Below are 17,434 nucleotides of genomic sequence, written 5' to 3'. Positions count from 1 at the left end.
TCAGAAAGCAGCAAACAAACTAAAATTAATAAGATCCTGCCTTATTTGCCGTGTCTTTGAGATTGGCATTAAAGAACATGGGAATGAACTTCTCAACAAAAGTAGAAGGATCTTTTGCCCATGCCTTCTTAAAAATATCGATGCGAGTCTTTTGCAACTCATTAGAGAACAAAGTCTCAGGAAGTTGATTGAGCAAGTATTGAGGACGTTCCCATAGAGGAAGGGTTTCGGAAATCTTCAACAGATTCTCAAGGCGGCGCACTTCTGCACCAGCAAGAACATCCATTCCTGACTCAAACGCAGCATGTTCGATCGCCACATATTTACGCTTAGCAGCATCAACCTTGGCATGATGGGCTTCACTCTTTTTAGCAATCTCCCCAAGCTTGCGATTACCCCAGCGTACATGTGCCGCTTCTTCAGGAAGAATCTTCTCAATGGTTTCGCGGATCTTGATGTTTTCAGGAGTTTGCTCAACTTTCTTGAGAGAGCGAATATGAGCCGCGAAATATTCACAACCACGCTTTTCCGCAACATTGATTCCCGCCAAGGCATCAATCACAAAGTCTTCAGGATTGGAGGAGACTTCGTACTTACTCAAGCGGTTAAATTCATCAATATACAAATTGCCATCTGGTGTGCTGATCTCTTCACCAAGTTCATACAGTAAATCAGTTAACCAAGCTGCATGACGTGCTTCGTCAGAAACATGATGTGATAAATCTTGAATCAAATCACGGGGCTTGCCATTGAGAAATTCAATCAGTCCAGTTAGGTCTTTGCAACTACGCTGTTCACTAAAGCGATAACGATTTAAAGTGGTCATGTGGACTTCACGCTGACGCACTACATTATCGAGAATGTCTTCAGCACTGAGTTGACCGCGAAATTTACGGGGATATGCAACAGTCATTTTATAAACCTAGATAATGAATACCTAGCTTAATTTTAATATTAATTTGTAAAGAAGTGTGAAGACTACCCCCATATCTACTCCCTACGACTGGCTCGATCGCTCCCTAGACTCGATCCACAAGGCTAACTGGTATCGTTCTACGCAAACCGTTACGAGCAAAGCAGGGACGATCTCCATGATTGATGGGCGCGAAATGTTGATGTTTGCTAGCAATAATTATTTGGGCTTAGCAGGCGATCGCCGCTTGATTGATGCAGCGATTAAGGCTACAGAAATGTACGGTACTGGCTCAACAGGATCGCGCTTAGTCACAGGGCATTTGGCTTTGCATGAGGAATTAGAATCGGCGATCGCTGATCTAAAAAATACCGAAGCAGCTTTAGTGTTTAGTTCTGGTTATTTAGCAAATTTGGGGACAATTGCGGCAATTGTAGGAGCGCGAGATTTGATCTTAGGTGATGCTTACAATCACTCTTGTTTGAAAAAGGGCGGCTTGCTCAGTGGCGCAACGGCGATCGATTATCAGCATCTGGACTTAGCTGATCTCACCGCCAAATTGCAAGAACATCGGGCGAAATATCGGCGTTGTCTGATCACGACTGACAGCGTATTTAGTATGGATGGCGACCTTGCACCATTGCGGGAAATTATAGACTTAGCGCATCAATACGATTGTATGGTGTTAGTCGATGAGGCGCATGGTACGGGAGTATTTGGCGATCGCGGAGGTGGTTTGACTCAGGCTTTAGGAATTCGGGAAAACTTAATCCAAGTAGGAACCCTAAGCAAAGCTTTGGGGAGTTTGGGCGGCTATGTGGCAGGATCGGCAAAACTGATCGACTATTTACGCAATCGTGCCGCTACTTGGATTTATACGACAGGGCTATCGCCTGCGGATACGGGTGCAGCGATCGCGGCGATTAAGATTATAAAAACTGAGAATAATCTCCGAGAGAAGCTTTGGCAAAATGTAGGATTTTTGAAACAGGGTTTACAAAATTTGGGCTTTCAGGCGATCGCCTTTGACTCACCGATTGTTGCGATCGAGATGGGAGATATTGCTAAAACGCTACAAATAGCTACCCATTTACGGGAAAATGGAATCTTTGCGCCTGCCATCCGCCCTCCAACTGTGCCGACTCCACGTATTCGCCTAACTCTCATGGCAAATCATACCCACGAACAAATCCAGTATTTTGTGCAATGTTTACAAGCTTGGTAAATCTTGACATTCAGACAATGAGCTTCATGCTGGGTATTGATGCGGCTTTGCAATTATTGATACTGGGTTTCTTAAGCTTGTTGGTAAATCAATATCGCGGAATCAATACCTATGCGATAGGTAGGTTATTTACAACAATTGGCTATTTACTAAGCTTAAGCAAGGTTTTCAATTACTCCTTGACATTACTTATAGCGGGGATTTTCCTTTTCGTTGGTACTTCCATTTCTTGTGTCGGAATTTCTCAATTTACAGATAAAAAAATTAGACTTAGTTATCTATTTATAATTAATCTTTTGTTCATTTGTGTTCAATCATATTTATTTGTTTTCAATGATATTTATATATTTAAAAGTATTAATCAAACTGGTTTTCAAATAATTATTTTCTCAATATCTGCATACTGCTTACTAACTACACCTCATAAGAGTTTTATTGGATCATCCAGATTCTTGGCAAGCGTGCTGATTGCTTTATTAGTATCATTAGTTGCCAGAATTGTTGGTTTAGCAAGAAATCCGCCAAAAAATTTATTTCTTTCTCATGATATCAATGCTTACACCTTAGTTGTGTTGTTTGTATTCACATTTCTATTGACGGCTGGATTTATTATGATGGTCTGTCAGAGGCTTTTCTATGATTTGAAAGTTGCCGCTAATACTGATGTGCTAACTCGGTTACTTAATCGACGAGCAATGATGCATCAGCTTGAGATTGCCATGAATTATTTTCATCGTAGCGATCGCTCCTTTGCACTTATTTTAATTGATGTCGATTTCTTTAAGCGGGTTAATGATGTCTATGGACATGATGGCGGTGATATGGTGCTGGTTCATCTTGCTCAAATTCTGCAAACCAAAATGCGTCAAATAGATTCAGCGAGTCGTTGGGGCGGTGAAGAGTTTTTGATTTTATTACCTGATACAGCCCTCGATCAGGCTCATGAGATCGCTGAGCGATTACGCTCGTATGTAGAGACAAATCCCGCACCAACAAACATTCAAATTACAATCAGTTTAGGAATTGCCGTCATCCGTCAACATGGCAATTCGCTGGAGAGCTTAATTACGGCGGCTGACCATGCTCTCTATGCAGCCAAGAGAAATGGACGTAACCAAGTAGCGATCGCAATATAGCAAAGCAAGTTTTGCTTAGGACATAAAACCTAAGAATCGAGTGGCGGCGCGAAGCGCCGCCACTCGATTCTTGGGTTTTGATTTGTCCTAGCTATCTCTTGCACTGCTATAGTGTATTTTAAAGCGCAGAGACAAAGGCAGAGAGAGAACACCATTACTAAGCAATTGGTAACGTAAACCAGAACTGAGAACCGATATTTGGTTCACCGACGACCCCGATCGCACCTCCATGAGCTTGGACAATCTGACGACAAATGTATAAACCTAAGCCAAGACTAAGCGATCGCCGATTGAGTCTACTGTGGTCTTTTCCTTGAGCATAAAGCTCAAACAAATTCTCGCTTTGAGCGCTGGTCATGCCCGCGCCATTGTCAGCAACTGTGCAGAGCATTGTTTTTGCATCGCTGATCTCTGCGGAAATCGTGAGTTTAAGGTTAGGAGGATTGTGCTTAATCGCATTAGCAATTAGATTTTGGAAAACTCTACAGACATGAGCCTCATCAACCAGAGCAAGAGGTAGATCGAGCGAAACTTGTAAATTGATTTCTGTCTCTTCTTTATCTAAAAGTGGTTGAAGATCGTCAATCGCTGATTGAATGACTTGGCTAATGACTACAGGTTGAGGATGAATGATAATTCCATGAACATCATTCACATGGGACTCTAGTAACGAATTAATTAAAGCTAGCTGGCGATCGCCACTTTGTTGCATTCGCTCCAGTGTTGTACGGGATAGCAGAATATTTGACTCTGAACTACTTGTAGTTTTAGCCAAATTATCTAACACCATGATCAAGCCCGTCACAGGATTTCGCAAGTCATGGGAAACTGCATGGAGAAAAATCGTTAGAGATTCTTCAGCACGCTTGCGTTCAGCAATTTCAGCTTGCAAATCAAGATTTTGAGACTCGATGGTTTGGCGTTGTTTGGCGATCGTTAAATGGGTACGAATCCTGACTAATACTTCTTCATGTTCAAAGGGCTTAGTCACATAGTCCACTGCCCCCAGAGATAAACCACGCACTTTGTCCACAGTTTCCGAAAGAGCCGTCATAAAAATAATTGGAATCTTGACAGTTTCAGAATTTGCCTTGAGGCGTTGGCAAGTCTCAAAGCCATCAATTCCAGGCATCATTACATCTAACAAAATCAGATCGGGCTTAATATATGTAATCTGCTCGATCGCACTTTCGCCATCAGTTGCTACTAAGACCCGCAGCCCCACATCCCGTAATAAATTCACTAACACACTCAAGTTAGTGGGGTTGTCATCTACAACCAACACGCAACCTTCTAAGGAATGACATAGATTTGAGATTTCCGAATTTTTGTCCGTTGTTTGGTCGATGTAGCTTGACAGGCGATCGCTCATAAAGTTAGTGAGTAACTAAGCTAAATTATCTCAGCTTTTTAATAAACGGCACTAAACAAAATATTTTAAAAATTACGCAAACTCACCGATAGCGATCGCCCAGTGCCGCCACGCCGCAACATGATTAACTCTGCACTAATGCTGACGGCTATCTCCGCAGGTGTTAGCGCACCAATATCTAAACCAATGGGAGCATAAACAAATTGTAATTTCTCAGTGGAGATTCCCATTTGTTTAACTTGATCAAGAACCTCCTTAACTCGGCGATCGCTACCAATCATCCCGATATAGGAACAGGGTAAATCGCGATTGAGTAAAGCGGTTAGAGCTTCCAAATCATAACGATAGCCTCTTGTGACTAGCGCAACATAGAGAGAGCCATGATTTGATAATTCGGTTAAAGCTTGATCGATATGTGAATAAATGAATGCTGCTTGAGGATATCGTTCTAGATTTGCCCATTCAGGACGATCGTCCTGAATCGCAACCCGAAAGCCGACCAAATCTGCAACCTTAGCAAGTTGTTCCCCCACATGCCCCGCACCCACGATCAGCAGCATCGGTGCAGGCTCCAAAACTTCTATAAAAACCTCCGATTCCTTCTCCTTTTTCCCTTCTCCTTTTTCCTTAATCAAGTATGGATGTGCATCACCAAAAGAAGTAACCAAAGTAGGCGATCGCCCCAATTTTAATTCTGTAATTATCTGCTGAACGAGCGCGATCGCTTCTTCTCCATGCCAGCGCTCTAACAAGATCTGCATCCATCCGCCACAAATCCCCTCAGTCTGACGATTGGGCGCACCTGTAAGGTCAATTTCTACCAGTGTTTTCTTGCCACTTTGTAAAACTTCTCTTGCTTGAGAGATTACCTTCGCTTCTCCTGCTCCACCACCGATAGTATCAATGCAGCGATCGCTGGTAATGAGCATTTTCGCGCCCACTTCTCTTGGTACTGATCCTTTGGCATTAATTATGGTCGCAACAACCACCGCCCCTTGACTAAGGGCGATTAGAAGATCTTCGTAAATCATAGGTCAGGCTTTTACCGCAGTGAGAGAATCTGATTTCACAGTTTCAATTGCCCAGAGGGTAGCTTCTGGAGTTGCGGGAATAGCCAAAGATACTTGGTTCGCATTGCCAAAGGCGGCGACAGCATTACGAATTGCTTCTCTGACTGACATCGCCAACATAAATGGCGGCTCCCCAATCGCTTTACTGCCAAAAATCACACCGTCTTGGGCGGCTCTTTCCAGTAGATGTACATGAAAATGTTCGGGAACTTCGCTAACAGTGGGGATTTTGTAAGTGCTAGGGGCAAAGGTGAGTAAGCGTCCTTGGTCATTCCAGACCAATTCCTCCATCGTCAGCCAGCCCATACCCTGCACAAAACCACCTTCGATTTGTCCTTTGTCTAGTAATGGATTAATCGATTCGCCTACATCTTGAACAAGATCCACTCTTCTCAACTTGAATGTTCCTGTAAATCCATCGACTTCCACTTCACTGACAGCCGTTCCATAGGAGAAATAATAGAAGGGGCGACCTTTATTTAGCTTGGCATCCCAAAAAATATTCGGCGTGCGATAGAAGCCATTTGCAGAAAGACTGATGCGATCGCTGTAGGTGCGTTTTACGACTTCATCAAAAGCAATTCTGGCGCTGGGGTAGGTGCGGCAATAAATCCAATCATCCTCGAAAACAAGGTCTTCAGGGGCATCGAGATTGAGCATTTTTGCAGCAACGGTTGCCATGCGGTTACGGAGAGTCTCACAGGCTGCCTTGACCGCTTGTCCATTGAGATCGGAACCACTAGAAGCAGCTGTTGCCGATGTATTGGGAACCTTATCGGTACTGGTGGGCATGATCCGAAAGCGCTCAAGCTTGACACCGAGGGACTTTGCCGCAACTTGGAGCATCTTTGTATGCAGTCCCTGTCCCATTTCTGTACCACCGTGATTTACCTGAATGCTGCCGTCAGTGTAAATCAGCACCAATGCGCCTGCTTGGTTATATTCAGTTTTGTTAAAGGAAATGCCAAACTTAACGGGTGTAATGGCAATGCCGCGCTTTTTGTAAGCACTAGTCTGATTGAACTGAGCAATCTCAGCTTGGCGATCGCTAAAATGCGATTTCTCTTTAGCTTCTGTCCATACGCGAGCGATACGGTTATGGACAATATCCTGTCCGTAATGGGTGGTGCTAGTTTCGCCAGTGCCATGATAGAAGTTCCGTTCGCGGACTACTTCGGGTGGCAACCCAAGAGTGCGTGCTACGCGATCGATGATTTCTTCACAGACGATCATCCCTTGGGGACCGCCAAAACCACGATAAGCCGTATTCGATACCCGATTAGTCTTGGCAATCCATCCCTGTACTTCCAAATGGGGAACATAGTAGGCATTGTCGATATGCATCATCGCTCTCATCAATACAGGCGGCGAGAGGTCTAGACTCCAACCACCCTCAGCATATAGCTCAGCTTTTATCGCCGTAATTAGCCCCTCATTAGTAAAGCCCACTTGGTATTTACCCAAAAAATTATGCCGCTTGCCTGTAACGATCATGTCTTGATGTCGGCGCAGGCTGACTCTTGCTGGGCGGCCAGTTTTATGGGCGGCTACAGCCGCCGCCGCCGCAAAGGGGTTAGCCTGAGATTCTTTACCGCCAAATGCGCCCCCCATCCGCAGACAGGTAACAACGACATGACTATTGGGCAAGCCTAAAACCCTTGCCACGATTACTTGAGTTTCGCTAGGATGCTGCGTCGAGCTATAGACCTTGTAGCCATTTTCACCATCGGGAACTACCCAACTGGTATGGGTCTCTAGATAGAAATGATCCTGTCCACCTACTTCTAGTTCACCTTGGAGCGTGCGATCGCTATTTTGGAGAGCCGTATCAGGTTCACCACGTTTGATTACCCGTTTGTCGAGATGATAACTATCAGCAGCGATCGCTTCTTGAATACTGAGAATTGCGGGTAAAGGTTCATATTCGACAATTACTTTGGCGGCTCCTTGACGAGCTGCTTCTTCAGTTTCGCCGACTGCCCAAACTACTACCTGTCCCCAGTAGCTTACTTCATGTGTTGGCAGCATCACTTCATCGTGAATAATCACACCCGTATTATTCTCCCCAGATATATCATCAGCCGTAAGAATTGTGACTAAACCAGCGACTTCATAGGCGGCAGTACAGTCGAGTTTGGTGATTTTGGCACGGGCATGGGGAGACAGCACAGGATAGAGCGATAACATTCCTGCGGGTAATCTCTGGTCATCAGTATAGACAGCCTTGCCACTGACATGACCAACGGCGCTTTCATGGCTTTTCTGGTTACTAACTTTCTGATCGGTAATCGTCATTTTCTATTCCTTCCATACCTACAAAGAATCCACAAGGTAGCAGTTGAAGCGAAGCTTCAACTGCTATGTATGTTCAACAAAAAACTTCTCAAACAGATTGCCTACTAACATCTTGCGATAATTGGCACTACCACGTAGATCGCTTAAGGGTGTAAATACTTCATACAGAGCAGGCTTTACTGATCGCACAGTTGCCATTGTCCAAGGTTGACCGATGAGCATTTCTTCAACAGCGATCGCCCGAATCGGAGTTGCCGCAACACCACCATAGGCGAGACGGGCATGGATAATATTCTGCTGATCATCAATATCAATCACAAAAGCAGCCGCAACGATACTGATATCATCCGTACCACGTTTACCAATTTTGTAGGACTGACTAAGCCGTTTTGTTGCTCCAGAAGTAATCGTTTTAGGAATCTTCACAGAATGGATAATCTCACCTTGTTTTAGTTCTGTTTGTCGATAGCTTTTGAAAAAATCTGCAAGTAATAAACTGCGATCGCCATCAATGCCCACCAGCTTTACTGACGCATCAAGGGCTAATAACACAGGTGGCAAATCGCCAATGGGGGAAGCCGTACCAATATTACCGCCGAGGGTCGCCCGATTGCGTACCTGTCGCGCCGCGAACCAATGCAGCATTTCATCAAGACTTGGGAAAATCCCATGCAGCAAATCTTCAATGTGACTGAGGGGTAAAGCCGCCCCAATCTCCACATAGTCATCGGTTTGGTGGATTTGTTTAAGCGCTGTAATTCCCTCTAAGGAAATCAATATGGGATAGGTGCGCCGATGCCAACTCATTTCTAGCCCTAAATCCGTTGCTCCTGCGACCAATGTTGCTTCAGGATAATGCTGAAGTAGTTGCAAGGCTTCCGTTAGCTCGATGGGACGATAAAATTGCTGCTCACTTCCTGTATAGGCGATCGCTGCCAAATCAGGAGTTTTGCTAACTAGCGCCGCACTAAAATGATCATCAGCATTATTTTTCGCCAATAGTTGCGCGGCTTTACGGATTGGTAAGTAGCCCGTACAGCGACAGAGATTTCCCTCGATACAAATGTCATCGCCGAGACTGTGATTATAGTAAGCCGCAAACATACTCATAATGAAACCTGGGGTGCAATAGCCACATTGCGATCCAGCCATCTCTACCATCGCAGCTTGGACTGGATGTAATTGACCATTGGCGATCCCTTCGGCGGTAATGACCTCGCGCCCCGCGATCGCACCAATGGGGACTAGGCAGCTATTCACCGCTTGATATTGGGGCTGCCCGTGACTATCTTGACCAATGATCGCCACAGTACAAGCACCGCAGTCACCATCACCACAACCCTCTTTTGTGCCCACATAGCCGTTTTGTCGGAGGTAGTGGAGTAAAGTTTTTGACGGGGAAATATTTTCAATACGGGAGGTTGCACCGTTGAGGGTGAACGTAAAATCAGTTACGGGAATGGTCGCTACCTGTTGAGTCACGGGAATTTCTCTTTTGGAGTCACAATTTGACAGGTGAATACAATTTTAATTAATTAACGTATTTGGCTTGCTTAAAGTGCGCCAAGATACATTTGCTAATTCTTTTAGGATTCTGTGTTCAGCAACTTAATGCAATAAAGGCGATTACCTGAAAAATTACTGTTCTATAGATCTCTTTTACGAGTAGATCATTGACTATAGCCCATTCAAGACTTAATCATTAGTTAGTAAAATTATCAATAAAGGTATTCAAATGGCAATCATCACTGAAAATCAACTTCGATATATTTGCCGTAATATGCTTGGCTTAGATTCTTGGCTGCCAGAAATGCATAAAGTAGAACATATCTTGGAAGTTCTTAAATTGTGTCAGTCAACCCTTGAAATCATGTATTTAATTGGTGCTTATCATTTCATTGAACAAACAGCAAAGCAAGCAGGACATGGGGTTAGTGGTCTGAGTTATGCTGAGATAGAATATAACGAGAAGAAATATCCTGCTGTATGGTTTGTTGAGCCGTGGGCTGGCTGGTTCACGGAATGGGCTGCCTATTGGAGCGGTCCATCTTCAATGGCTTTTGTTCCACAAATCGAAATTGCAGGGTTACATTTTGACTTTGGAATTTTTTGTGGTCATGACAATGGCTCTCCTAAAGGGAGTTTGTGGTATGTAGTGGAGATTGACGGTTACGGAGTACACAAAGATAGACGCGAACTAGATAATAAGCGAGATGAGATTCTAGAAAGTGAAGGTTTAACTTTTCTCCGATTGCGTGAGGAACTTGATAATCCTCTTATGTGGTTTGAGAAAGTTGTAAGGTTAAGTACTATGTCTAGAGAAGAAGTCGATGACGATGACGATATTTTAGAATGCGATTCAACAGTAGAGTTCTAGGGTAAATTAGAAAATTCAAAACTTAACCTTATTGTATTGTCAAAGATATCACTGCCTTAAAATAGGCTTACTATTGTAAATAGTTAAATTTAGCAAATCAGCATCTAATCATCTATGAATATCCGCATTGGCAATGGTTATGACCTGCACCGACTGGTTAGCGATCGCCGCCTGATCCTTGGTGGAGTTGAAATTCCTTACGAAAAAGGATTACTAGGACATAGTGATGCTGATGTACTTACCCATGCAATCATGGACGCAATGTTGGGAGCGCTTGCCCTTGGCGATATTGGGCATTATTTCCCACCCTCCGATCCAAAATGGGCAGGAGCCGATAGCATCATGCTCTTACAACAAGTGCAAGAATTAATTAGCGCACAGGGTTGGAGCGTGAATAATCTTGATGCGATGGTGATCGCTGAAGCCCCAAAACTCAAACCCCACATTAAGGCTATGCGCGATCGCCTATCCCAAGCGATGAATTTACCAATTGATTGTGTCAGTGTGAAGGCGACTACTAACGAAGGCATGGATGCGATTGGTCAGAAAGAAGCGATCGCCGTTCATGCAGTAGTTTTATTAACTAAAAGCTAATGGCTTCGCAGTAAAATAAAGAACCATTTTTGTGGCGCGGCGAAGCCGCGCCATAAAAATGGTTAGTATCTAAAAGCTCTTAATCTTAATGTTTACTTTGTTTATTTTTTAGGGAAGATGGCGATCGTGAGAAGAAGCATTCAGAAACGAACCAAGGTGAAACAATGGAAAGCAATCGTCTTGCTACTACTGATCAGTATGTGTTCGCTGCTGCTTTGGGGTTGCGCGGTCAAACCAGAAGCCCTCACAAATCGACTTGTAGTTCCACTTGATAGTGATATCAAAACTTTTAATCCAGTTTTAATTAATGACGCTTATAGTGGCATCGTTATTGGCTATACCCTCACTGGCTTGATTTCAGAAAATCCAATTACAAAGGATCTAGAACCCGAACTAGCCGAAAAATGGGAATTTCAGCAGGATGGCAAACAACTTATTTTCACGATGCGTCCTGATCTGAAATGGTCAGATGGTCAACCACTTAACGTGGATGATGTTCTCTTTACCTATCAAAATATTCTCTTTAATGAGAAAATTCCCACTGGTACTCGTGATGTCCTTCGTGTTGGACAATCGCAGACTCTTCCCAAGGTTGAGAAACTTGACGATCGCCGCATTTCTTTTTTACTGAGTGAACCCTTTGCTCCTGCTCTACGCACATTAGGCGGAATTGGCATTTTACCAAAACATGTCTTTGAACCAACTCTCCAAGAAGATCCTAATGCGCCAGACAAAAAATTAAAGTTTCTCGAAACATGGACTCTGAGTACACCTGTTAGTCAATTAGTTGGCAGTGGAGCTTATATAATCCAAGAATATCGACCCTCAGAACGGGTGATCTATAAACCTAATCCCTACTATTGGCGGAAGGGAAAGCCCTATATCGAGCAATTTGTAATGCAGATTGTCGAATCACCAGATACTGCTCTGCTGCGATTCCGATCGCAAGATCTTGATATGTATCGCCTTCGTGGTGAAGACTTCCAACTATTGAAGCGTTTTGAACAACGCGATCGCTACAAAATTTATAATGCGGGTCCCGCCACAGGGCAAGCATTCATTATGTTCAATCTCAATAAGGGCAGAAATCCGAAAACCAATGAACCCTTTGTTGATCCGAAAAAATCCAAATGGTTTAATGATGTTAACTTTCGCCGCGCTGTCGCCTATGCGCTCAACCGCGAAGCGATGATTACCAACCTGTCGAGAGGTTTAGCCCAAACCCAAAATTCACCAGTTTCGATCCCTAGCCCCTATTTCTTTCCCCCCGAACAAGGACTTAAGGTTTACGATTACCTGCCTGAAAAGTCCAAAGAGATTCTCTTGCAAGCGGGATATAAATATAATGCTGAACAACAATTACTTGATGCTGAAGGTAATCTCGTGCGCTTTACCTTGCTAGCGCCTGCGGGTGGTCGAGTTGCGATGGGAGCGCAAATTAAAAGCGATTTAGAAAAAATTGGCATGAAAATTGACTTTAATCCAGTCGATTTTCGGATTATCGCCGATAAACTCGACAACTCAAAGCAATGGGATGCGACGATTCTTGGTTTTACTGGAGGTGCTGAACCCAATAGTGCGATTAATCTCTGGGCAACTGATGGAGATTCCCATATGTTTAATAAGGGGCCAGTTGGTGATGAACCGCCTTTCCCCGGTCGTGAGGTTGCTGATTGGGAAAAGAAAATCCATTCGCTGATGATCCAAGGCGCACAGGAACTAGACGAAACTAAGCGGAAAGCCATCTATGCCGAATATCAGCAATTGGTACAGGAGCAATTACCGTTAATTCATTTAACGATACCTTTGTACTTAGTTGCTGTGCGCGATCGCGTGGAGAATGCTCAACCATCATCACTGGCTGGCAGTACAGGTGTGACGGGTGCATTATGGAATGTAGAACAATTAAAACTGAAGTCCTAAATCTCATTAATCAATTGCAGTAATGCATCGGTAGTGACCTTGCCACTCATATCCGTACCTTCCAGCAAACTATCTGCTAGATCCCGCTTATGAGTGTGCAGATCGACTATCTTTTCTTCAATCGTTCCCTTTGCCACAAGGCGATAAATCGTGACGGGGCGTTTTTGCCCGATGCGATGGGCGCGATCGCTTGCTTGATCTTCCACGGCGGGATTCCACCAAGGGTCCATGTGGATGACATAATCAGCAGCAGTGAGATTTAAACCCGTACCGCCAGCCTTGAGACTGATCAAGAAGACATCACCTTCACCTGCTTGAAATGCCTCTACGCGCTTTTTGCGGTCTTTGGCGGGAGTACTGCCATCAAGATATTGATAGCTGATCTTTTGGGAATCTAGATAATCGCGAATGATATGTAGATGATCGACAAATTGGCTAAATACTAGCGCCTTGTGTTTGTTGTCCAGTAATTCACTGACCACTTCGCCGAAAAGCTGAAGCTTAGAACTGGGTAAAGGAATATCGGGTCTGACCAGTTTGGTATTGCAGCAGGCGCGGCGCAATTTCATGATTTCGGCAAGAACTTGCAAATGCTTTTGACCTGCATTTGCCTCAGTGCTGCTTAATTTCGCAACTGCCTCACGACGTAATGCTTCATAAAAAGCGAGTTCTTCTTTGGTGAGTTCCACTTGTAGCGTGACTTCGGTACGAGATGGTAACTCTTGCAATACTTGGTTTTTGGTGCGTCGCAGGATAAAGGGCTGAATTAATTTTTTGAGTTGATTGCGGGCTTCCCGATCCTGCGATCGCTCAATTGGGTTGGCATAGTTCGTATTGAAATTATCAAGGGAACCCAATAGTCCGGGGTTAATAAACCGAAATAGATTCCACAGTTCGCCAAGATGGTTCTCGATTGGTGTGCCAGTCGTGATTAGTTTGAAGCCGCTTTGGAGATTCATCGCTGCTTGTGATCGCTTGGTAGCTGTGTTTTTAATTGCTTGCGCTTCATCCAGCACAACCGTTTGCCATTGCACTTTGGCTAGCATTTCTCCAACTTCTTCTTGCTGAAGTAACCCATAGCTACAAATCACCATGTCAAAGGGTTGGAGATTGTCTAACACCTTTTGGCGATCGCCTGTACCAAACACAATTACATTCAGGGTTGGCGCAAATTTTGCAGCCTCCCCGATCCAGTTCATGCAGACTGAAGTTGGCGCAACGATTAGGGTAGAGCCTTGAGTAGCGCGAGTCAAAATCAATGCTAAAGACTGCAAGGTTTTGCCCAAGCCCATGTCATCAGCCAAGCAAGCGCCGACTCCCCAATGGGCAAGCCTTGCTAACCATTCAAAACCTTCAATCTGATAGTCGCGCAAATCTGCTTGTAAGGTGGATGGTAGCTGCGGCGAGAAGTTCCGCATTTCCTTGATTCTTTTGACATGGGCTTTCCAATGTTTATCAGCTTTAAGATCGTCAATTTCATCGACAAAATCTTCTAGAGCTAAAGCTGCTAAGGGATGGAATCTAGTTCCTGAGCCATGCTTTTCGGAGAGGCGACGAAACTCATCGAGACGTTTGCGGAACTGATGGGTGAGAGCTAAAAATTGACCATCACCAAGGGGAATAAAACGGCTAGGAGTTTTATCGAGAAGTTCCAATAGATGCTGCATATTCAACACCTTATCATCGCCTAACTGTAGTTCACCTTCGGCGGCGAACCAATCACGGCTTTGATTGATCGTCATCCGAAAGTTGCCAAAATCAGCACGATGGCTAATTCGCATCTTTTCGCCTTCGGGCCATTCCAAGACAATGCGATCGCCTAATGCTTGCAGTTCCAGTAATAATTCCAAGCAAAATTCGGGATCGTCAATTGTCCATTCGCTCTCATGTTCTTCATAATTACCCAGAGTGAGACAAGCAGCGATCGCCTCATTCGCTAACTTTTTCTCTTCCTTTAAATTACGGGTTGCTTGCAAGCGTTTACCATCTATTTCTGCTAGCACCGTCGCCCCGCCTGTCCCTGGACGATAGTAGGCTCCCGCATTGGCAAAGGGACGCGCTAACACTGCGACTTTTAAGCCACTGCCAGCAGGTAAGATATGCACATGGGGTTTGCTATCCGATGGTACTTCTTCGGCATTACTAACACCGCCGCCAATATCCGAATGCACCGTCACAATCGAAGAGATGCCATGAATCGCCGCAAGTACTTTTTCTTTAGCTGCCACGGGAATTTCGAGGCGATTTTTTCTGCCAATAATTTCGGTGATGCGGCGATGGGAGTCGGTCACCTGTGTCACCTTCAGGCGCGTGGGGCTTTCCTTGGTGACTACAAAGTTCTGTCCATCTTTTAATTGCGGCGAAAATTCTAAAACTAGGCGATCGCCTTTACTTGCTTTGACGAGTAGTTCTGGTTCTCCCTTAACAATATCCACACGAGTAGTTGGCGAATCTTCCCAAAATACTAGGGGATGTCCAACTAAGGCGCAGATCGTATCTTCATCAAATTCATACTGGCTCTGCCCATAATAGCCATGATAGGAATAGACTTGAACATGGGAACAAACCAGAATGTCCTGTGGAGTCATATAGGGAAACTCATGTACTGACTCTTTTAGTCGCTTCACCGCAATATTTCGCCCCGCACTCCATACACCCTTCGCATTGATTTTTTGTTCTCGCGGCTGGATTGTACAGGTTCCCTTATTAAAAGTAATAAACCAAACTAGTCTCTGTGGTGAATTATTGGCTGATTTTGCTTGCTCCTGTGGCGATTTACTAAGATTTAGCAACGCATTCAGACTTAATTCCCAAGTTTCCTGAGGACGAATCAAATTGACAATTGTGGCAATTTGATTCCCTTGTCGTAATTTTTGAGCATGTTTTTGATGAATAGAATTAGTTGCCAGTTCCCCCAATAGTTCTGCTGCTTCCATCGATATCCAGTGATACCCTGCATTTACCGATTGTTTGAGCAATGGTTCGAGAATTTTGGGTAACTCGATTCTAGATTTTTCAGGATTTGCCCAATAAAGACAGAGCGCACTAAAAAATGCTTCCAAACAATGACTCTCAGTATGATTATGGATATATTCACTACTGAGCAAATCCTTTTGGGGAATATCACCTAACTGGAATTTCAAAACCTTTTGCAGTCTGCTATAGGTGACTTGCAACCAATGGTTTGTCTGCTTAGCCATGATCGCCGTATAGCCTTCAGCTTCGCGCATACTTTCAGCAGTACCTTCCTGAATCAACGCCAATATAAAAAATAGCCCTGGTTCGCCACTGAAGTAGACTTGACGCTTACCTGTAGCCTTTCTAATCATCTTTAAGGATTGCCGAAACTGAGCGATCGCATATTCGCGATCGCCTTTCAGAAAATATAGCCAAGCTAATACAGCTTCACCAGCTTCTTTGTAGTCACTTGATAGGCGATTATAAGCGTCTTGGGCAGTCTCTAAATCCGCCCGTAATAGACTCTGCTCCATCAAAATCAACAGCAATTGATCGGTACAGCGATCGCCTTTTGACTGAAACTCCTTTAATAAAAGTGCTAAAGCCTCATCGGTTGGCTTCAACTTAAGCATTCCATTAGTCAAAATCGTCGCTAAAGCGATTTCATAGAATTCTAATTTTAAGGTTTGGAACCACTCAGGATCAAAGGGATTACTACAGGCTTGATACAAAATTGCATCTAAGGTGATTTTCTGTTGAGAATAGCCATAGCGATAGAAGTCTTCAAACTGCTTGGTGACAAACTTAATGTCTTGGCGATAAATCCCAATCCTGACTTCACGGATAAACTGTGATTCACTTCTGAAAGTGCGTGAATCAGTTCTTCCATAAGAAGGTACAGGGATTTGCAATTCAATTACATTGACAATCTTCTCAAATTGTCCTGACTTTACTGCGTCCCGCATCACAATATCGATTAAAGAGGCGTTACATTGAGCACCTTGAGAGCGATCTTGAGTGAGCAAGCCTAATTTTAAAAATCGATCAATATATGTCTTTAAACTAATCCCTGTAAAGTGCTTGTTATCTTTGTCCTTAATTCCAAGCTGAAGTAGGCAATCGAAATATACACTGCGATTAACTGGTTCATAGGCGATCGCAAATACTTGGATCATCTGTTTTTCTAGTGGCAACAATTTGCGGTAACTAGCTGTCAGGTTTTCATAAAGCTTCGCAGAATCAACTTGAGAATCAGGCATATCAGGGGTTTTATTGTGTCTAGATGATTAGCAGAATTTGCGATCGATGGCAACAAAATAAGCCCAAAATTTGGATTGTATTTGTTACCAATTATTAATCTTAGCAAAAATCTGGTTTTCAATACAGATCCTAATGAATGGTTTCTAAAGCATCATGTTGGATAAGTCAGCTAATCTTTCGGGTTTCCCTACTAAAATAGCTGACTCGGTTTGATATTTGGATGCTATCCCTAGCACCACGATAGATCTGGACTTACCACCATGTGCGATCGTTACATTCCCATGTAATGGATCTGGGCTGAACAGATCCCC

The 17,434-nt window shown here is 43.9% G+C and carries 11 protein-coding genes; 5 read left to right on the top strand and 6 right to left on the bottom strand.

Translation table 11 applies throughout. The features are described from left to right. Nucleotides 1-25: 25 nt before the first annotated feature. Nucleotides 26-913 carry a ferritin-like domain-containing protein gene (locus H6G05_RS04480; RefSeq protein ID WP_190576670.1) on the bottom strand — a complete coding sequence of 296 codons (888 nt, stop codon included), beginning with the start codon at nucleotides 911-913 and terminating at the stop codon, nucleotides 26-28. A gap of 58 nt (nucleotides 914-971) precedes the next feature. Between H6G05_RS04480 and bioF the strand changes: the two genes are divergently transcribed. Further along, entirely contained in the window at nucleotides 972-2,138 is a 1,167-nt protein-coding gene (gene bioF, locus H6G05_RS04475) for an 8-amino-7-oxononanoate synthase (protein WP_322096325.1), read from the top strand. Nucleotides 2,139-2,599: 461 nt separating this feature from the next. After that, nucleotides 2,600-3,274, top strand: coding sequence for a GGDEF domain-containing protein (locus tag H6G05_RS04470; protein ID WP_190576668.1), 675 nt, complete (start codon nucleotides 2,600-2,602; stop codon nucleotides 3,272-3,274). A 157-nt stretch (nucleotides 3,275-3,431) separates the two neighbouring features. On the opposite strand, the gene H6G05_RS04465 is transcribed toward H6G05_RS04470, so the two are convergent. The 4 genes from H6G05_RS04465 to xdhA form a co-directional block, all read right to left on the bottom strand. Then, nucleotides 3,432-4,646, bottom strand: coding sequence for a hybrid sensor histidine kinase/response regulator (locus tag H6G05_RS04465; RefSeq protein ID WP_190576666.1), 1,215 nt, complete (start codon nucleotides 4,644-4,646; stop codon nucleotides 3,432-3,434). A 65-nt stretch (nucleotides 4,647-4,711) separates the two neighbouring features. Beyond that, nucleotides 4,712-5,677, bottom strand: a complete 966-nt coding sequence (locus H6G05_RS04460; protein WP_190576664.1) for an XdhC family protein — start codon at nucleotides 5,675-5,677, stop codon at nucleotides 4,712-4,714. 3 nt (nucleotides 5,678-5,680) lie between these two features. Continuing rightward, nucleotides 5,681-8,011, bottom strand: a complete 2,331-nt coding sequence (xdhB, locus tag H6G05_RS04455) for a xanthine dehydrogenase molybdopterin binding subunit (protein WP_190576662.1) — start codon at nucleotides 8,009-8,011, stop codon at nucleotides 5,681-5,683. Nucleotides 8,012-8,074: 63 nt separating this feature from the next. Further along, a complete protein-coding gene (gene xdhA, locus H6G05_RS04450; RefSeq protein WP_322096324.1) occupies nucleotides 8,075-9,493 on the bottom strand; it encodes a xanthine dehydrogenase small subunit in 1,419 nt (472 codons plus the stop codon). Nucleotides 9,494-9,746: 253 nt separating this feature from the next. Between xdhA and H6G05_RS04445 the strand changes: the two genes are divergently transcribed. The 3 genes from H6G05_RS04445 (at nucleotide 9,747) to H6G05_RS04435 (ending at nucleotide 12,905) form a co-directional block, all read left to right on the top strand. Continuing rightward, nucleotides 9,747-10,388, top strand: coding sequence for a DUF559 domain-containing protein (locus H6G05_RS04445; RefSeq protein WP_190576660.1), 642 nt, complete (start codon nucleotides 9,747-9,749; stop codon nucleotides 10,386-10,388). 114 nt (nucleotides 10,389-10,502) lie between these two features. Beyond that, nucleotides 10,503-10,982 (top strand): 2-C-methyl-D-erythritol 2,4-cyclodiphosphate synthase, encoded by a 480-nt coding sequence (gene ispF, locus H6G05_RS04440; RefSeq protein WP_190576658.1) that lies wholly within the window; start codon nucleotides 10,503-10,505, stop codon nucleotides 10,980-10,982. Between the two features lie 126 nt (nucleotides 10,983-11,108). Continuing rightward, nucleotides 11,109-12,905 (top strand): ABC transporter substrate-binding protein, encoded by a 1,797-nt coding sequence (locus H6G05_RS04435; protein ID WP_190576657.1) that lies wholly within the window; start codon nucleotides 11,109-11,111, stop codon nucleotides 12,903-12,905. On the opposite strand, the gene H6G05_RS04430 is transcribed toward H6G05_RS04435, so the two are convergent. Continuing rightward, nucleotides 12,902-17,122, bottom strand: coding sequence for a DEAD/DEAH box helicase (locus H6G05_RS04430; protein WP_190576655.1), 4,221 nt, complete (start codon nucleotides 17,120-17,122; stop codon nucleotides 12,902-12,904). The genes H6G05_RS04435 and H6G05_RS04430 overlap by 4 nt on opposite strands. Nucleotides 17,123-17,434 lie beyond the last annotated feature (312 nt).

The sequence above is a fragment of the Phormidium tenue FACHB-1050 genome (assembly GCF_014696925.1).
Taxonomy (GTDB): domain Bacteria; phylum Cyanobacteriota; class Cyanobacteriia; order Pseudanabaenales; family Pseudanabaenaceae; genus Pseudanabaena.
The sequence above is the reverse complement of the archived record's forward strand: the minus strand, read 5'-3'. Positions and strand labels throughout refer to the sequence as shown.

Bases quoted from the DNA above. Each gene is read 5' to 3' on its own strand.
- H6G05_RS04480 (WP_190576670.1), bottom strand. From the start codon at position 913: ATGACTGTTGCATATCCCCGTAAATTTCGCGGTCAACTCAGTGCTGAA.
- H6G05_RS04465 (WP_190576666.1), bottom strand. From the start codon at position 4,646: ATGAGCGATCGCCTGTCAAGCTACATCGACCAAACAACGGACAAAAAT.
- H6G05_RS04460 (WP_190576664.1), bottom strand. From the start codon at position 5,677: ATGATTTACGAAGATCTTCTAATCGCCCTTAGTCAAGGGGCGGTGGTT.
- xdhB (WP_190576662.1), bottom strand. From the start codon at position 8,011: ATGACGATTACCGATCAGAAAGTTAGTAACCAGAAAAGCCATGAAAGC.
- H6G05_RS04445 (WP_190576660.1), top strand. From the start codon at position 9,747: ATGGCAATCATCACTGAAAATCAACTTCGATATATTTGCCGTAATATG.
- ispF (WP_190576658.1), top strand. From the start codon at position 10,503: ATGAATATCCGCATTGGCAATGGTTATGACCTGCACCGACTGGTTAGC.
- H6G05_RS04430 (WP_190576655.1), bottom strand. From the start codon at position 17,122: ATGCCTGATTCTCAAGTTGATTCTGCGAAGCTTTATGAAAACCTGACA.